The 18,426-nt window shown below is 61.8% G+C and carries 12 protein-coding genes; 4 read left to right on the forward strand and 8 right to left on the reverse strand.

What is annotated here, in order from left to right:
- Positions 1-77: 77 nt before the first annotated feature.
- From EFR00_RS15785 to EFR00_RS15815, 7 genes are all read right to left on the reverse strand, one after another.
- Positions 78-923 carry a metal ABC transporter permease gene (locus tag EFR00_RS15785; protein ID WP_077989114.1) on the reverse strand — a complete coding sequence of 282 codons (846 nt, stop codon included), beginning with the start codon at positions 921-923 and terminating at the stop codon, positions 78-80.
- Positions 920-1,777, reverse strand: coding sequence for a metal ABC transporter permease (locus EFR00_RS15790; protein ID WP_141399532.1), 858 nt, complete (start codon positions 1,775-1,777; stop codon positions 920-922). Before EFR00_RS15790 ends, EFR00_RS15785 begins: the two co-directional genes overlap by 4 nt.
- On the reverse strand, positions 1,777-2,676 hold the full coding sequence (locus EFR00_RS15795) for a manganese/iron ABC transporter ATP-binding protein (protein ID WP_077989115.1): 900 nt from the start codon (positions 2,674-2,676) through the stop codon (positions 1,777-1,779). Before EFR00_RS15795 ends, EFR00_RS15790 begins: the two co-directional genes overlap by 1 nt.
- On the reverse strand, positions 2,673-3,590 hold the full coding sequence (locus tag EFR00_RS15800; RefSeq protein ID WP_077989168.1) for a metal ABC transporter substrate-binding protein: 918 nt from the start codon (positions 3,588-3,590) through the stop codon (positions 2,673-2,675). Before EFR00_RS15800 ends, EFR00_RS15795 begins: the two co-directional genes overlap by 4 nt.
- Before the next feature lie 266 nt (positions 3,591-3,856).
- Complete coding sequence (locus EFR00_RS15805) at positions 3,857-4,720, reverse strand: alpha/beta fold hydrolase (protein WP_077989116.1); 864 nt, start codon at positions 4,718-4,720, stop codon at positions 3,857-3,859.
- A 2-nt stretch (positions 4,721-4,722) separates the two neighbouring features.
- Positions 4,723-5,004, reverse strand: coding sequence for a hypothetical protein (locus tag EFR00_RS15810; RefSeq protein ID WP_040112194.1), 282 nt, complete (start codon positions 5,002-5,004; stop codon positions 4,723-4,725).
- 26 nt (positions 5,005-5,030) lie between these two features.
- Positions 5,031-5,495, reverse strand: coding sequence for a hypothetical protein (locus tag EFR00_RS15815; RefSeq protein ID WP_179363839.1), 465 nt, complete (start codon positions 5,493-5,495; stop codon positions 5,031-5,033).
- A gap of 202 nt (positions 5,496-5,697) precedes the next feature.
- Between EFR00_RS15815 and EFR00_RS15820 the strand changes: the two genes are divergently transcribed.
- Complete coding sequence (locus EFR00_RS15820; RefSeq protein WP_077989117.1) at positions 5,698-11,997, forward strand: HAMP domain-containing protein; 6,300 nt, start codon at positions 5,698-5,700, stop codon at positions 11,995-11,997.
- A 10-nt stretch (positions 11,998-12,007) separates the two neighbouring features.
- Positions 12,008-13,681, forward strand: coding sequence for a response regulator (locus tag EFR00_RS15825; protein WP_077989118.1), 1,674 nt, complete (start codon positions 12,008-12,010; stop codon positions 13,679-13,681).
- Between the two features lie 67 nt (positions 13,682-13,748).
- On the opposite strand, the gene EFR00_RS15830 is transcribed toward EFR00_RS15825, so the two are convergent.
- Complete coding sequence (locus EFR00_RS15830; RefSeq protein WP_125462009.1) at positions 13,749-14,222, reverse strand: hypothetical protein; 474 nt, start codon at positions 14,220-14,222, stop codon at positions 13,749-13,751.
- Positions 14,223-14,726: 504 nt separating this feature from the next.
- On the opposite strand from EFR00_RS15830, the gene treZ reads away from it, so the two are divergent.
- Positions 14,727-16,493 (forward strand): malto-oligosyltrehalose trehalohydrolase, encoded by a 1,767-nt coding sequence (gene treZ, locus EFR00_RS15840; RefSeq protein ID WP_077989170.1) that lies wholly within the window; start codon positions 14,727-14,729, stop codon positions 16,491-16,493.
- Between the two features lie 13 nt (positions 16,494-16,506).
- The gene (gene malQ, locus EFR00_RS15845; protein WP_077989120.1) at positions 16,507-18,414 is read left to right on the forward strand and encodes a 4-alpha-glucanotransferase; all 1,908 of its coding nucleotides are present in this window, start codon (positions 16,507-16,509) and stop codon (positions 18,412-18,414) included.
- The last annotated feature ends 12 nt before the right edge of the window (positions 18,415-18,426 follow it).

Consider the following 18,426-nt stretch of genomic DNA (forward strand, 5'->3'; position numbering starts at 1 on the left):
TCAACTTATCGCAAAAATCGACAGCACCGATGACGCTCCGTTGCGGAGGCGGGCGGTGGTCCAGCGACGACTGCTGCTCAGCTCGCCTCTCTGGTTTCGATCTGCGCGGCCTTGCGCGTGGCATGGAGGAAGGCTCCAATGAAGGCGACAGCGAACAGGAGAACGATGGTCGGGGCCGGCGCGCTGTCGATAAAGAAGGACAGATAGACGCCGGCAAAAGCCGTGATCACCGCGATTGCGACCGACACAGCGAGCATCGTGCTGAAGCGGCGCGTCAGCAGATAGGCGATGGCGCCCGGTGCGATCAGCAGCGAGATGGCGAGAATGATCCCGACCGAGCGAAGCGCTGCCACGATCGTCAGCGAAATAAGGCAGAGCAGGCCGTAATGAAGGAGGTTCACCTTCAGCCCGACCGCTCTTGCCTGCGCCGGATCGAAGGCGTGCAGCAGCAGGTCACGCCATTTGACGGCGATGATGATGGCCGTCAGCGCCGCAATGGCTCCGGTCTCGACGATGTCGCGGAAGCCGATGCCGAGCATATCGCCGAAGAGGATGTGATCGAGATGTACCTCGGACTGGATCTTCACATAAAGGACCAGGCCGAACCCGAACATGCCCGAAAAGACGATGCCCATCACCGTGTCCTGCTTGATACGGCTGTTGTCTTTCAGGAAGCCGGTGGCAAGCGCGCAGACCATCCCCGCCGAAAAAGCGCCGACCGCTAGGGGGAAGCCGACGATATAGGCGATGACCACGCCTGGGAATACGGCATGGCTCATGGCGTCCCCCATGAGTGCCCAGCCCTTGAGCACAAGGAAGCAGGAGAGCAACGCAGTCGGGATGGCGATCAGCACCGAGATGATCAAGGCATTGATCATGAAATCGAACTGGAACGGCGCCAGCAGGACGGTGAGACCGCTCATGGGGATGCCTCCAGAGCTTGCGCGGCTCTGCGCCGGCTTGCCAGCATGCCGTGCTTGGGCGCCAGGAAGAAGGCGGCAAGAAAGATCAGCGTCTGGAGCACGATGATGATGCCGCCGGTCGCGCCGTCGAGGAAATAGCTGACATAGGCGCCGACGAAGCTGGTCGCTGCTCCGATCGCCACAGCGATGACAAGCAGCCGCGGGAAACGATCGGTCAGCAGGTAGGCTGTCGCGCCCGGCGTTACCACCATGCAGATGACCAGAAAGGCGCCGACGGTCTGGAGTGCGGCGACCGTCGAAGCCGACAGCAGCGTGAAGAACATGATCTTCAGCCGCGTCGGATTGATCCCGATCGAACGGGCGTGGGTCTCGTCGAAAAAGACGACCATCAGGTCCTTCCACTTCACCAACAGGATGGCGAGCGAAACAAAGCCGATAATGGCAAGCTGGAGCGTGTCCTCGGGCGTGATTGCAAGGATGTTGCCGAGGACGATCGTCTGGATGTTCACTGCGGTCGGTCTCAGCGACACCATGAACAGGCCAAGCCCGAAGAAGGAGGAGAAGATCAAGCCGATGATGGCGTCTTCCTTCAGCTTGGTGCGCTGGTTGAGGAAGAGCATCGCCGCGGCAGCCAGGCCGCCGGAGAAGAAGGCGCCGATCGAGAAGGGAAGTCCGATCATATAGGCGCCGGCGACCCCCGGCACGATGGAATGCGAGAGTGCGTCGCCGATCAGCGACCAGCCCTTAAGCATGAGGTAACAGGAGAGGAAGGCGCAGACACCGCCGACAAGAGCCGAGACCCACATGGCGTTCAGCATGTAGTCATAGGTGAAAGGTTCGAGAATGGCGGCCATCAGCCCTGCTCTCCGGTTTCGTCCGCCGGGACGGTCGTCGGCAGCTTGCCCTCCCGCAGAACCAGCGGCCGCTCGTCGTCGGTGAGGATGCCGACGGGATATGACTTGCCGCCGGAGCCATTCAAGACGAGATGGCGAAGTACGCCGCCGAAGGCTCTCTCGAGGTTTTCCTGGGTAAAGGTCTCGTCCGTCGGTCCATAGGCCAGGACCGTGCCCTTGATCAGCACCGTGCGGTCGCAGAATTCCGGCACGCTGCCGAGATTGTGCGTCGAGACCAGCATCACGCGACCTTCGTCGCGCAGCGAGCGCAGCAACTTGACGATGGCCTCTTCGGTCTTGACGTCTACGCCGGTGAAGGGCTCGTCAAGCAGGATGACCCGGCCGTCCTGCGCCAGCGCACGAGCCAGGAAGACACGCTTCTTCTGGCCACCGGAAAGCTCGCCGATCTGGCGCTTGCGGAATTCGCTCATGTTGACGCGGGCGAGCGCCTTGGACACAGCGTCGTGGTCGGCCGCTTTCGGCATTCGCATCATCCCCATGTGGCCGTAGCGCCCCATCATGACGACGTCTTCGACCAGCACCGGAAAGTTCCAGTCGACCTCTTCCGATTGTGGCACGTAGGCGACGAGATTTTTCCGCAGCGCCTGTTTGACTGGCATGCCGAGCACCGAAATCTCGCCCCTGGCGAGACGCACGAAGCCCATGATCGCCTTGAAAAGCGTCGACTTGCCGGAACCGTTGACGCCGACGAGCGCGGTGATGGTGCCGGTGGGTGTTTGGAAGCTGGCGTCGCGCAGCGCCGTGTGGCCATTGCGATAGGTGACCGTGGCATCCCTTACGAAAATGCCTCCCCCCGCATCCAAGGATGCGGGAGGAACAGAGGAAGCAATCGCGTTCATTGCGACAGGCCTTCGGCAAGACCCTTGACGACAGTGTCGGAGGTGACGCGCAGCAGGTCGATATAGGTCGGCGTGGGACCGTCGGCTTCGCTTAAGGAGTCGACATAGAGCACGCCGCCATAACGGGCGCCGGTTTCGCGGGCGACCTGCCGGGCCGGCTTGTCCGATACGGTGCTCTCGCTGAACACCGCAGGGATCTTATTGGCCCTGACGGCATCGACGACCTTGCGAACCTGTTGCGGCGTGCCCTGCTGATCGGCATTGATCGGCCACAGATAGAGCTCCTTCAAGCCGAAGTCGCGAGCGAGGTAAGAGAAGGCCCCTTCGCTGGATACCAGCCAGCGCTTGTCCTCGGGAATGGTGTCGAGCTTCTCGCGGATCGGCGCGATGGTCGCCTCGATCTCCTTCTTGTAGGCCTCGGCGTTCGCCTTATAGACCTCGGCATTCTTCGGGTCGTATTTGACGAAGGCGTCGCGGATGTTGTCGACATAAATGATTGCGTTCTTCGGCGACATCCAGGCATGCGGATTGGGTTTGCCGCTATAGGGACCTTCGCTGATGCCCATCGGCTCAACGCCGGTGGAGACCACGACGTCGGGAACATCTTTCAAGTTCTGGTAGAATTTCTGGAACCAAAGTTCGAGATTGAGCCCGTTCGACAAGAGGATCCGGGTGCCCTGCGCCCGTCGGATGTCACCGGGCGTCGGCTGATATTCGTGGATCTCAGCGCCGGGCTTGGTGATCGACTCCACGATCGCCGCGTCCCCGGCAACGTTCTTTGCCATGTCGGCAATGACGGTGAAGGTGGTCACCGCTTTGAACTTCTCCTGCGCGGCAGCACCGCCGGCCAACAGGCCGAGCGCGGCGACGGCCACCATCCCGGTTATGACTCTGCGTCTTAGGCAACTAAGCATGAATATTCCCTTCTTTGCTTCATCCATCCTCGCGAGCCATCCCCGGCAATTAAGACTGCCTTGGTGTATTCGTAAGGCAGAAAAAACGTTCGGCGCGACGGCCGGCAACGAATTTCCCGAGGAAATGCGACGCATATGCAGTTACTGCCGATGAGCCTCTTTTTATCTATTCTGCAATTGCGACTGAATTGCAACAAGGATTTTCGAAAAGAGGCGGCAGATTGTGATGTCAGCGACGATATGAAGCCAACTGACGGGCGGGACCATTAACGAGCTTCAAGAAATGCCCGGATCGCCTGCGAGAGTGCATCCGGATTTTCTTCGGCCACGTGGTGGCCGCTGACTATCCCGAAACCCTGCACGTCCTCGGCCCAGTTTCGCCAGATGAGGATGGGATCGCCATAGATCTGTTGCAGGTCGTCGCGTAACGACCAGAGGCATAGCGTGGGGCACGTCACTTTTCTGCCGGCATCGCGGTCCTCCCGGTCATGGAGATGATCGATGCTGAGACTGGCGCGATAGTCTTCGATCATACCATGGACGACAGCCGGATCATGAATGACGTCGATGAGATCGTCGTAAGCTTCCTGACCCATCAGCCCGGGCGAGAGCTTGTCGTACCATGCCAAGGGATCAGTTGAGATCGCTCGTTCAGGCTTTTCCGGCTGGGCGAAAAAGAACCAGTGGTACCAGTCCCGGGCAAATTTCCAGTCGGCGCGTTCGAGATGCTCGATAACAGGGAGGCCGTCGACGACGATGAGCTTGCGCACGCAGGCGGGATGATCAATCGCCATCCGGAACGCCGTCAGGCTTCCACGATCGTGGCCGACGACGAAGAAGCTTTCGTGCCCCAATCGCCTCATCAGCTCAATGAGTGGGTGAGCCTTGGCGCGCTTGGAGGAATTGCTGCTATCGGGAGTGTCAGGTGGCTGGTAGGAGCGGCCGAAGCCGGGAAGATCGGGACAAACGACCGTGAAGTGCGGTGACAGCAATTCCGCCGTCTTGCCCCATGTCATATGCGTGCGGGGATGCCCGTGGAGGAGAAGAACGGCAGGCCCCGAGCCTCCGTGGCGGACCCGCAGCGAACCCGGGCCGATGTCGACCATGTCGAGGGCAAAGCCGTTAAACATCGTCAGGTCAGTTTTCCCACAGCCTTGGCGTAGTCCGAAAACGTGAAACGTTCGCCTCGCTTGTTTGCCTCATCCGCAAGCATCAGCACACGGATGGGAAATAGGATGGCGGCGCGGTTGGCATCGGACAACTCGTGGTCATCATCGTCCTCAACGGCCTTCCTCGCTTTCGCGAGCGCCGCATTGAGTTCCTGGTGGGTGAGCAGTTCTTTTTCCACGATTGCGTCGCAGATCGACGCCATCGCCATGATCAGGCCCTTGAGCTGCAGGTTGGCGGTATTCATGAGAACTCCAATGAAAGAGGCGTGCTCTAATCCGGTTCAACCGACCGGATCGTGTCGACCGAGACCGTACCCTCGACGATGCCACGTTTGACATCGCGCCTGTTCCGGTCGATCTCGATGACAGTATAGAGCTTGTCATCGCGGAAGGCACTGGCATTGGCCGTCGTCACATCCTCGGCGGGCGCCGCATCCACTTCCATGAAATCGAGTTCGCGCGCCGCGGCGACGATCCTGGCATCACCAGGCGTTCTGGCGGCCACGACGACGATGCCATGGCCGGGGGAATTGTCCCATCTCGGATCATCGGGGGCGGCGATCGGTTCCAGCCGGTATATGTTGAGCAGTTCATCACCGGCATCGGCGGAGGCTTCCGCCGCCGCATCCTGCATCTGCGCCTGGCTTTCGACCGATTTTCCAAAGGTGGTCGGGCTGGTGGCGTTGTTGATCTCTTCCTTGCCGGTCCTCGAGACGTTCGACATGTCGCTCTCCATTGTCAGGACGGAAACGACGGCCGGCGGAGAACGGTTCCAGCCTGCGCGAAAAACTGCAAAGCCGGCTGCCTGCAGGGCTTTGGGTTTATGCAGCTATTAAGTTCATTTTGAATGATAAATCATGATAAGCTCTACCGGGGATGGCCCATACCATTTTTCAAGTTGAGCACTAAATTACCAGTCGTCGAAGAGGGGGACTTTCGTGAGCAACCAAACCAGCGAATTCGCGCGTGACGACGCCGCGGCAGAGAGCCTCATTGGGCCCGACCACAAAACCATGGCGTTCGATGACGCCAGCGCGCTTCTGGAGGTCCTGGTCGCGGTCAGGCGCGGCGATTTCTCCGTGCGGATGCGCTCTGATCTCACCGGCGTCACCGGCAAGATCGCCGACGCCCTCAACGACATAATTGCCGCCAACCAGCGCATGGCCCAGCAGCTCGAACATGTCGGCCAGGTCGTCGGCCGCGACGGGCGAACAAGCACACGGGTGCGCTTCGGCCTTTCCGATGGGTCCTGGTCCGAGATGGAAGGATCGATCAACGGCCTGATCGACGATCTCCTGTGGCCGACGACGGCGGTGACGCGCACGATCACCGCGGTCGCCAAGGGTGACCTGCTGCAGACCGTGCCGCTCGACGTCGACGGCCGGCCGCTCAAGGGCGAGTTCCTGCGCTCGGCCGACATCGTCAACACAATGATCAAGCAGCTGAGCGTCTTCACTTCGGAGGTGACGCGTGTCGCCCGCGAGGTCGGCACGGACGGAAAACTCGGCGGCCAAGCGCAGGTGCCCGAGGTGACCGGCGTCTGGAAGGACCTGACCGAAAGCGTCAATTCGATGGCGTCGAACCTGACGGCGCAGGTGCGCAACATCGCCGAAGTGACGATCGCCGTTGCCAACGGCGACCTTTCCAAGAAGATCACCGTCGACGTGCGCGGCGAAATCCTGCAGCTGAAGGAAGCGATCAACACCATGGTCGACCAGCTGCGCTCCTTCGCTTCGGAAGTGACGCGCGTGGCCCGCGAGGTCGGCACCGAAGGCAAGCTCGGCGGCCAGGCGCTGGTGCCGGGTGTCGCCGGCACCTGGAAGGATCTGACTGACTCCGTCAATGCCATGTGCGGCAATCTGACGGCACAGGTGCGCAACATCGCCCAGGTGACAACGGCCGTGGCGCGCGGCGACCTGTCGCGCAAAATCACCGTCGACGTCTCGGGCGAAATCCTGGAGCTCAAGGAAACCATCAACACCATGGTCGATCAACTCAACGGCTTCGCCGGCGAGGTGACGCGCGTGGCGCGCGAGGTCGGCACCGAGGGCCGGCTCGGCGGCCAGGCGCAGGTGCCGGGAGTCGCCGGCACCTGGAAGGACCTGACCGACAACGTCAATTCGATGGCCTCGAACCTGACGGCGCAGGTGCGCAACATCGCCGAGGTCTCGACCGCGATCGCCAATGGCGACCTGTCGAAGAAGATCACCGTTTCGGTGTCGGGCGAAATTCTCGAGCTGAAGGAAACCATCAATACGATGGTCGACCAGCTGAACGCCTTTGCCTCGGAAGTGACGCGCGTCGCCCGCGAAGTGGGCACGGAAGGCCGGCTCGGCGGCCAGGCCAATGTGCGCGGCGTCGCCGGCACCTGGAAGGACCTGACCGAAAACGTCAACTCGATGGCCGGTAACCTGACGGCGCAGGTGCGCAACATCGCCGAGGTTTCGACCGCGATCGCCAATGGCGACCTGTCGAAAAAGATCACCGTCCCGGTTTCGGGCGAAATTCTCGAGCTGAAGGAAACCATCAACACGATGGTCGACCAGCTGAACGGTTTTGCCGGCGAAGTCACGCGTGTGGCGCGCGAGGTCGGCACGGAAGGCCGGCTCGGCGGCCAGGCAAACGTGCGCGGTGTGGCCGGCACCTGGAAGGATCTGACCGACAGCGTCAATTCCATGGCCTCCAACCTCACCGGCCAGGTGCGTAACATTGCCGAAGTCGCGACAGCGGTTGCCCAGGGTGACCTGTCGAAGAAGATCACCGTTCCGGTTTCGGGCGAAATCCTGGAGCTGAAGGAGACCATCAATACCATGGTCGATCAGCTGAACGGCTTTGCCGGCGAGGTCACGCGCGTCGCCCGCGAGGTCGGCACGGAAGGCCGGCTCGGCGGTCAGGCGAACGTGCTCGGCGTCGCCGGTACCTGGAAGGACCTGACCGACAGCGTCAACTCGATGGCGGGCAATCTGACGGCGCAGGTGCGCAACATCGCCGAAGTCTCGACCGCCATCGCCAATGGCGACCTGTCGAAGAAGATCACGGTGTCGGTCTCGGGCGAAATCCTCGAACTCAAGGAAACGCTGAACACCATGGTGGATCAGCTGAACCGCTTCGCCTCGGAAGTGACGCGTGTCGCCCGCGAAGTCGGCACCGAAGGCAAGCTCGGCGGCCAGGCGCAGGTGCCGGGTGTCGCCGGCACCTGGAAGGATTTGACCGAAAATGTCAATTCCATGGCCTCCAACCTCACCGGCCAGGTTCGCAACATTGCCGAAGTGACGACCGCCGTGGCGCGCGGCGACCTGTCGCGCAAGATCACCGTCGACGTTAAGGGGGAAATCCTCGAGCTGAAGAACACCATCAATACCATGGTGGATCAGCTCAATGCCTTCGCCGGTGAAGTGACGCGTGTGGCGCGCGAAGTCGGCACCGAAGGCAAGCTTGGCGGTCAGGCGCAGGTTTCCGGTGTGGCCGGCACCTGGAAAGATCTGACCGACAGCGTCAACTCGATGGCCGGCAACCTGACGGCTCAGGTGCGCAATATCGCCGAGGTGGCGACCGCGATCGCCAATGGCGACCTGTCGCGCAAGATCACCGTCGACGTGCGCGGCGAGATCCTGCTGCTCAAGGACACCTTGAATACCATGGTCGATCAGCTCCGTTCCTTCGCCGGCGAAGTGACGCGCGTCGCCCGCGAAGTCGGCACAGACGGGCGGCTCGGCGGCCAGGCCGTCGTTCCCGGCGTCGCCGGCACCTGGAAGGACCTGACCGACAACGTCAACCTGCTCGCCGCCAATCTGACGACCCAGGTTCGAAACATTGCCGAGGTGACGACGGCCGTGGCGCGCGGCGACCTGTCGCGCAAGATTACCGTCGACGTAAAGGGTGAAATCCTCGAGCTTAAGAACACCATCAACACGATGGTGGACCAGCTGAACGCTTTCGCCGGCGAAGTGACGCGCGTCGCCCGCGAGGTTGGCACCGAGGGCAAGCTCGGCGGCCAGGCGCAGGTGCCGGGTGTCGCCGGCACCTGGAAGGACCTGACGGACACCGTCAACGTCATGGCCGCCAACCTCACCGAGCAGGTGCGCGGCATCGTCAAGGTAGTGACGGCGGTGGCGAACGGCGACTTGAAGCAGAACCTCACCGTCGCCTCCAAGGGCGAAGTCGCCGCACTTGCCGAAACCATCAACAACATGACCAACACGCTTGCCACCTTCGCCGACCAGGTGACTACGGTGGCGCGCGAAGTGGGCGTCGAGGGCCGCCTCGGCGGCCAGGCGAACGTGCCGGGCACGGCCGGCACCTGGAAGGATCTGACGGGCAACGTCAACCTGCTCGCCGCCAACTTGACGACGCAGGTGCGCGCCATCGCCGAAGTGGCGACCGCCGTCACCAAGGGTGACCTGACGCGCTCGATCAAGGTCGATGCGCGCGGTGAAGTGGCCGAGCTCAAAGACAACATCAACACGATGATCGACAATTTGAGGCTCACCACCGAGCGCAACACCGAGCAGGACTGGCTGAAGACGAACCTGGCGCGTTTCACCAACATGCTGCAGGGGCAGCGCGACCTGACGCTGGTCGGCAAGATGCTGCTGTCGGAGCTGGCGCCGCTGGTCGGCGCCCATCAGGGCGTCATCTATCAGGTCGATGCCGACGAGAGCCAACCCTTCCTGTCGCTACTGTCGACCTATGCGCAAGGCGGCGAGGCGGCGCATCCGCCGCGGCTCGACTTCGGCCAGGGCCTGGTTGGCCAGTGCGCCAGCGATGCCCGCCGCATCCTCGTCACCGATCTGCCCGATAATGTCGTACCGATCAGCTCCGGCGTGTTCACCACCCTGCCGAGAAGTGCGATCGTGCTGCCGGTGCATTTCGAGGGGCAGGTGAAGGCGGTGATCGAGCTCGCCTCCGCAGGCGAATTCACCGAGCTGCAGCTCTCCTTCCTCGACCAGCTGACGACATCGATCGGCATCGTTCTCAATTCGATCGAAGCGACCATGCAGACCGAAGGCCTGCTGAAGCAATCCCAGCAGCTCGCCGCCGAGCTGCAGACGCAGCAGCGCGAACTGCAGCAGACCAATGAACAGCTCGGGCAGAAGGCGCAGCAGCTCGAGGAACGCAACGTCGAAGTCGAGGCGAAGAACCAGGAGATCGAGCAGGCGCGGCGCGCGCTTGAGGAAAAGGCGGCCGAACTGGCGCTGACCTCAAAATACAAATCCGAATTCCTTGCCAACATGTCGCATGAGCTGCGCACGCCACTCAACTCCATCCTCATCCTCGGCCAGCAGCTCGGAGAAAACCCCGACGGCAACCTGTCGGGCAAGCAGGTCGAGTTCGCCAAGACGATCCATGGCGCCGGCACCGATCTGCTGAACCTCATCAGCGATATTCTTGATCTTTCCAAGATCGAGTCCGGAACGGTCTCGGTCGATGCCGAGGAGATCTTCGTCGACAACCTGCTCGAAATGATGGCGCGACCGTTCCGGCACGAAGCGGAAACGCGGAACCTGTCCTTCGCGGTGGAGGTCGGCGCCGACGTTACAAAGAGCATCATCACCGACTCCAAGCGGCTCCAGCAGATCCTCAAGAACCTGTTGTCGAACGCCTTTAAGTTCACCGCGCAGGGCGGCGTGACGCTTCGTGTCGCATCGGCGACGAGCGGCTGGTCGTCGGATCATCCCTCGCTCTGGCACGCACCGTCGGTGATCGCCTTTGAAGTCGTCGATACCGGCATCGGTATTCCGCCGGAAAAACAGCGCATCATCTTCGAGGCGTTCCAGCAGGCAGATGCCTCGACGAGCCGCAAATATGGCGGCACCGGCCTCGGGCTGGCGATTAGCCGCGAACTGGCAAACCTGCTCGGCGGCGAGATCCAGCTGCGCAGCACGCCGGGTGTCGGCAGCATCTTCGTGCTCTACCTGCCGCTGACCTATGTCGGCGCCGGTGCGGTTGCACCCAGGCCGGTTCCGCCGGCGAATGTCGTGGAATTCGCCGAGGCGGCGGCAAGCCGCCGCGCCGAAAAGCCCGCCGAGCACGTCGCAGACGACCGTCACCGGATAGAGGCCGGCGACTCGGTGCTGCTCGTCGTCGAGGACGACGCGCATTACGCCCGCGTCCTGGTCGATCTCGCCCGCGACAACGGGTTCAAGGTGCTGGTGGCGATGCGCGGCAGCGATGCGTTGACGCTCGCGCAGGATTACAAGCCATCGGCGATCTCGCTCGATATCTTCCTGCCCGATATGCTCGGCTGGACGGTGCTGAGCCAACTCAAGCAGAACCCGCAGACGCGGCATATTCCGGTGCAGATCATCAGTCTGGACGAGGATCGGCAGCATGGACTTACGCGCGGCGCTTTTGCCTTCATGAGCAAGCCGACGACGCCCGAAGGCCTCGGCAAGGCGCTGTCGCGCCTGAAGGCCTATGCCGAGCCGCGCCGCAAGCAGTTGCTGCTCGTGGAAGACGACGAGGCGGAGCGCTTGAGCGTCACTGCGCTTCTCGGACATGACGACATCGACATCACCAGCGTCGGCTCCGGATCCGAGGCGCTTGCCGCTTTGCGTCGCAATTCCGCCGACTGCGTGGTGCTCGATCTTTCTCTTCCCGACATGTCGGGCTTCGACGTGCTGGAGCAGATACGCGACGATGTCGAAATCGGCGAGGTGCCGGTGGTCGTCTTCACCGGCAGGGAGCTCTCTGCAGAGGAGGACGCGACGCTCCACAGCATGGCCCGCAGCGTCGTGGTCAAGGGTGTGGAGTCCCCCGAACGGCTTCTCGACGAGACGGCGTTGTTCCTGCACCGGGTCGTCGCCGATCTGCCGGCGGCAAAGCAGGCGACGTTGCGGGAACTGCATAGTTCGGACGAGGATCTCGTCGGCGAAACCGTGCTGCTCGTCGACGACGACGCCCGCAATATCTTCGCCCTCAGCAGCGTGCTGGAGCGCCGCGGCATGAGAGTTCTGACCGCGACGACCGGCAGCGAAGCCATTGACGTCATCAACAACGAACCCTCGGTTGCGATCGTGCTGATGGACATCATGATGCCCGGGATGGACGGTTACGAGACGATGCAGGTCATCCGCTCGGAGCCCCGCTTCCGGCGGTTGCCGATCCTGGCGCTGACGGCCAAGGCAATGAAGGGCGACAGGGAGAAATGCCTGGAGGCGGGAGCGTCGGATTACCTGGCGAAGCCCGTCAATACCGAGCAGCTGCTGTCGGCGCTGCGCATGTGGCTGCATCGCTGAGGATCCGGCCATGAACCGCGTCAACATCCTTCTCGTCGACGACCAGCCCGCGAAGCTCTTGAGCTACGAGGTCATTCTCGAAGAGCTCGAGGAAAACCTCATCAAGGCGCAATCGGCGCGCGAAGCCTTCGAGCACCTGTTGCGCACCGAAATCGCCGTCATCCTCGTCGACGTCTGCATGCCCGAGCAGGACGGATTCGAGCTCGTCAGCATGATCCGGCAGCATCCACGCTATCAGAATACGCCGATCATCTTCGTCTCCGCCGTCATGCTGGCCGAACCGGACCGGCTGCGCGGCTACGCGGTCGGCGCCGTCGACTACGTCTCCGTTCCGATCGTGCCCGAGGTGCTGAGGGCCAAGGTCAGGGTCTTTGCCGATCTTTACCGGAAAACGCGGGAACTCGAACGCCTGAATGCCGAGCTGGAGGCGAGGGTGCACCAGCGCACCGCCGAGCTCGAAACATCGGCAGCGCAGTTGCGTCAGCTGAATGAAGAACTCGAGCACCGGATCGACCAGCGGACGCGCGAGCGCGAGGAGGCGCTGGCACAGCTCTTCGAAGCGCAGAAGCTCGACACGATCGGTCACCTCACAGGCGGCGTTGCGCACGACTTCAACAATCTTCTCATGGCGGTGCTCGGCAGTCTCAGCCTGCTGAAGAAACGCCTGCCGGCGGATGAGCGCAGCGAACGCCTGGTGACCAACGCCATCCAGGCGGCCGAGCGCGGCACGGCGCTCACTCAGCGCCTGCTCGCCTTCGCACGCCGTCAGGAGCTGAAGCCGCAGGCAGTCGACTTCCTCAGGCTGTTCGAAAACGTCGAGGATCTGCTCGCCAAGGCCGTGGGGCCGCGCGTCGAGATCCGAAAGTGCATCCCGGCGGATCTGGCGCCGCTGTTGGTGGACAGCAACCAGCTGGAGCTGGCGCTGCTCAACCTCTTCGTCAATGCACGCGATGCACTCGAAAGCGGCGGCGCGGTGACAGTCACCGCGGCGGCGGAAGAGGCACGGCCGACCGGCCTTGCGGGCGGCAATTACATCAAGATATCGGTTTCGGACGATGGCGAGGGGATGGACGAGGCGACGGTCCTGCGTGCCGCCGAGCCATTTTTCACCACCAAGGGGATCGGCAAGGGCACCGGTCTCGGCCTGTCGATGGTGCACGGCCTGGCCGCGCAATCGGGCGGCTCGATCCAGATTTCGAGCACGAGAGGGAAGGGCACCACCGTCTCACTCTGGTTGCCCGTCGCCGAGAGCTTCACCAAGGCGCAGCCGGCGGTCGTGCCGACGCCCGCAGAACCAGTGAAGCCGGTGTCGCGATCGCTTGCCATTCTTGTCGTCGACGACGATGCGCTCGTCAGGACCGGAACTGTGGCGATGCTGGAGGACCTCGGACATCTCCCGCGCGAGGCTGCTTCCGCTTCCCAGGCGCTGGAATTCTTCGCCGGCGGACAGGAGTGCGATCTTGTTATCACCGATCACGCCATGCCGGGCATGACCGGTGCCGAGCTCGCGCGTCACCTTCGTGCAGCCTTCCCCAACCTGCCAGTGATCCTCGCTTCCGGCTATGTCGAGCTTGCCGAGGACCAAGGGCTCGGCCGGATGCTCAGGATGACGAAGCCGTTCACGCAAGAGCAGCTTCAGGCGGCCATGGACGAAGCGCTCCGGGACAAGGTCGCGGCGGCGTGATCGACGAAGCGAGTGGCAGGATCGGCCGAACGTTGGGCTGAGACTGAAGCGGCGGTGGGGCCGCCTCTTATTTGCCTCGCTCCCAAGCGATGATCAGAAAGTAGGAGAAGCTATCAATCTTATTATCCCTGGGGTTTATCGCCAAAGCCGCCTCATCAAAATCTCTGGAGCCGCTAAGGATATAAACGGTCTTGCATCTGCCGAGAGCATCTACCGTCGGATCGCAAAACATTAGATGTCTTTTTTTTATACTCAGATCTTCGTTGATGATTTTGCCGACATCTCGCAGGATCTCCTTTGCGTGGGGATCTGGATCTTTCATGTACGAAGAGCCATCAAGTCTAAGTGTCTTTGCGATCCTTAAGGTTCGCCTGTTTCCATCGCATTTTAATACAAGTGCCGCATCCGGCGAATTTTTGCCGAATCCTGGGCACTTGTTTTCGATGGAATTGAGAGACTTTATCGAGAAACTCTCGGGTAAATGAATTGTTTTAACTCCAGTAAAAAGTAAAATTGACGCAAAGCTAAGAATATATTTCACAGTATTACCTTTGCTCCTGATCGATTTCGTCCATGCGCGCTTCTAGACGTTTCCAGACTTCGGCGAGGGGCTTGGCTTTGGAGGGGTCTGCCTTATGAGCATCATAGGTAGCCCCAACTTGCGTTCGCAGCCAATGCTCGACGTGCTTCGCCGATTCCACGGGCAAAGCAATATTCATCCGCCGGGTTGAATTCATCGTTGCGTCCCGTTTCTGCCCGTTGTTCATGCGCTGCTGGAGAGAATCCTACTCTTCTTGACTATCGACTGTCACGCTTGCCGTTGGTTTCATTTGTCACGCTATCGCAACTGATAGCATCTATGCCCTCCAGCGCCCGATGCGATCTAATGCGTGCGCCATCTGGCCTGTGGCGACGGACGTGGCCTCGTATATGCTGGCGGAGTGACGGCGGCCGCTTTCCCACGTCCGCTTGCAGACGAAACTTTTTGCTCCGGCGAAAGTTACCCAGATCCCGTCCATTCATCGAAGGCTCTCCCTTGACCAAAATGATGTTCGGCCCCGCATTCAGCGAAGACGGCGTTCTGTTCCGCCTCTGGGCTCCTCTGCATGAAAGCGTGTTATTGAGAATCGAAGGCGCGGACCCGCGTCCGATGCAGGCGGACGACGACGGCTGGCATCGCTGCATGGTCGCGGATGCCCGAGCCGGCACACGCTACCGTTTCGTGCTGCCCGACGGTCTCGAAGTTCCCGATCCGGCCTCACGCTCCCAGCCGCAGGATGTGCATGGTCCGAGCGAAGTGGTCGATCTTTCCGACTACCGCTGGAAGACCAATGCATGGACCGGCCGGCCTTGGGAAGAGATGGTCATCTACGAACTGCATATCGGCTGCTTCACAGGGCAGGGTACTTTCAGGGCCGCGATCGACCGGCTTGACCATCTGCGTGAACTGGGGGTGACAGCGCTGCAGATCATGCCGCTCAGTGACTTTCCGGGCCGCTATAGCTGGGGCTATGATGGCGTGCTTCCCTATGCACCCGACAGCAGCTACGGCCGGCCGGAGGATCTCATGGCGCTTGTGGACGCCGCACACGAGCGTGGCATCTCGGTCTTCCTCGACGCGGTCTACAATCACTTCGGGCCGGACGGGAACTATATTCCGTCCTACGCGCCGCTCTTTACCGATCATCACAAGACACCCTGGGGCAACGGCATCAATTATGACGGCGACGGCTCCGAGATGATCCGCGAATTCATCATCGAGAACGCCCTCTATTGGATCACCGAGTTCCGGCTCGACGGTTTTCGCTTCGATGCCGTCCATGCCATCAAGGACGACAGCAAGGAACATCTTCTTCATGCGCTCGCCCGTCGTGTCAGGGCAGCGGCCGGCGACAGGCAAGTTCATCTGATCGTCGAGAACGAGGAGAACGACAGCGACCTTCTGCAACGCGATGAGAGCGCCGAGCCGAGACTGTTCACGGCCCAGTGGAACGACGACTTGCACCATGTGCTGCATATCGCTGCGACCGGCGAGACCTTCGGCTATTATGCCGACTACGCCGGTGACGCCGATAAGCTCGGCCGCGCTCTGGCGGAAGGCTTTGTGTTCCAGGGCGAGCATATGCCTTATCGCGGCGCGAGCCGGGGCAGGCCGAGCGGCCACCTGCCGCCGACCGCCTTCGTGTCCTTCATCCAGAACCATGACCAGATCGGCAACCGGGCGCTCGGCGACCGCATCATGGCCGCGAGCCCGGCCGATGCCATCAAGGCGGTCACATCAATCTACCTGCTGGCGCCCGAGATCCCGATGCTGTTCATGGGCGAGGAATGGGGCGCCAAAGAGCCCTTTCCGTTTTTCTGCGATTTCGGCGAGGATCTGAACGACAAAGTCCGCAAGGGCCGGCGCGAGGAGCTGTCGCGCCTACCGGGCTTTGATGCCGACGAGCTTCTCGACCCGACGGCGCAGTCGACCTTCGCGGCGGCAAAGCTCGACTGGTCGAAGCTCGCCTCCTCCGAGGTCCTCGATTTCTACAGGACGCTTCTCGATCTGCGGCGCCGGAGGATTACTCCATTGCTGAAAGCCGGTGTCGGAAATGCGTTCTATCATTCGGCCGGCACTGCGGTCGCGGTGGATTGGACGCTCGCCGGCAACCGACGCCTGCACCTCCGTGCCAATCTCGGCAACGAGAGGGCAAGCCTTGCCCATCAGGCGGGCGGAGAGATGATCTTCCGCCTCGGAGACAACGCCGACGGCGAGCTGGCGCCCTGGACGGTGATCTGGAGCATTGGTGAAGCATCAGGGGCCATATGAAAGCGACTGAACCATGAAGCCCGCGGAGCTTGACAGGCTTGCCCAGTGGTACGGCATCAGCCCGACGAGGCCGAGCCCTGACGGTCGGGAGGTGCCGATCTCCAGAGAGACGAAGCGCAAGATATTGTCGGCGCTGAAGGTCGACCTGAGGGCAGTCGTTGATCACGGGCGGGGCAAGGCGCGGCGCGAGCCGAAGCCGGCGGTGGAAAAAATCGCAATGTCATACCTGCCGGACTTTTTATCCGGCACGCGGATCTGGGGCATCAGCCTGCAGCTCTACGAACTTCGTTCGGCGCGCAACTGGGGCATAGGAGACTTCGAGGACCTGGTCGTGATGGCGGATCTAGCGGGATCGCTCGGCGCCGATTTCGTCGGCCTCAATCCGCTTCATGCGCCCTTCCTTGCCGATCCCGACCGCTGCAGTCCCTATGAGCCGTCGAGCCGCCAGCATCTCAACCCGCTCTATATTGCCGTTGACCGCCTCCCCGGTTTTATCCTGAGTCGAGAGCTCGAACGGAAGCTGGAGAGGCTTCGCCGGGCCGATCTCGTCGATTATGCGCAGGTGGCTGAGGTCAAGCTTCAGGCGCTGCGGGATCTCTGGCCGGGCTGGCGGGTACGGAGCGCAGTCGACAAGGCTTATGCTCCCGCGGATTTCGACGCCTTCGTGGCGCGAGGCGGCGACGGCCTGCGGCGGCACGCTCTGTTCGAATGCCTGTCACTTTCGATGGTCGAGCGCGGCGAGGGCGCCGGCTGGCAGGCATGGCCCGCAGATTTTCAGCGTGCCGACAGCCCAGCCGTCGCAGAATTCGAGCGCGATCATGAAGATGATGTGCTATTCCATATGTGGCTGCAATGGCTCGCCCACCGGCAGATGATGCAGGCGGCGGAGCGGGCGCTGAAGGCCGGCATGCGGATCGGGCTCTATCTCGATCTTGCCGTTGGCGAGGCAGTCGACGGCTCCGCGACATGGAGCGAACCAGAGGTCTATATTTCCGAAGCCACCATCGGCAGTCCTCCAGATCCCTTCGCCGTCGACGGGCAGGACTGGCATCTTGCCGGTTATCTGCCTTCCAGGATCGCATCGGGGAAAACTTCTCCCTTTCGTCGTATGGTGAGTGCCGCCATGCGCTACGCTGGCGCGATCCGCATCGACCATGCCCCGGCGCTCCGGCGCCTCTTTCTGGTGCCGCTCGGCAGCAGCGCGGCGGGCGGCGGCTATGTGCGCTATCCCCAGGACCGGCTCCTGCAGATCCTTGCCGAGACGTCCGCCGAGCATCGATGCCTCGTCATCGGCGAAGCCTTGGGAATGATCCCTGAAGACCTGCCCGACGATCTGGCGGCGGCCAGAATTCTCTCCTATCGGATCCTCTCCTACGAACAGGACGAAGGCGGTTTCAAGCCGGCGGATGCCTATCCCGTTCTTGCCTTGGCATGCATCTCGACGCACGATCACCAGACCCTGGCCGGCTGGTGGCGCGGCTCCGACATTCAGGACCGGCGCGAGCACGGCATTGTCCCGACCGATCTCACCGAAAAACATCTCGAACATCGCAAGCGCGAGCGGAGAAGCTTGAAGGCGGCACTCCGGGCCGCCGGTCTCGGCCTGCCGCAACGTCTTGACGCAAGGGCAAGTCGGGAGGCGCTGAGGGAACTGACCGTCAGCGCCTATCGCTTCATCGCCAGAAGCCCGCCACTCCTCGTCGCGGTTCGCCTTGCCGATCTCACAGACGAAAAAAGCCCGACCAATATTCCGGGCACCAGCGACAGCTATCCGAATTGGAAGCCGAAGCTGTCGGTTTCGCTCGAGGACCTGATGTCGAACCCACTCGTCAAGCGTGTGACGGCGGCGATGCGCGAGGAAAGGCCGCAAAATCGTATGGCAAGGGAACGAATAGGAAGCCGGCGGATTCTGAATAGATAGAGAAAGGGATCG

Origin of the sequence: Rhizobium sophoriradicis (genome assembly GCF_003939025.1) — a bacterium.
In the GTDB taxonomy this organism is placed as follows: domain Bacteria; phylum Pseudomonadota; class Alphaproteobacteria; order Rhizobiales; family Rhizobiaceae; genus Rhizobium; species Rhizobium sophoriradicis.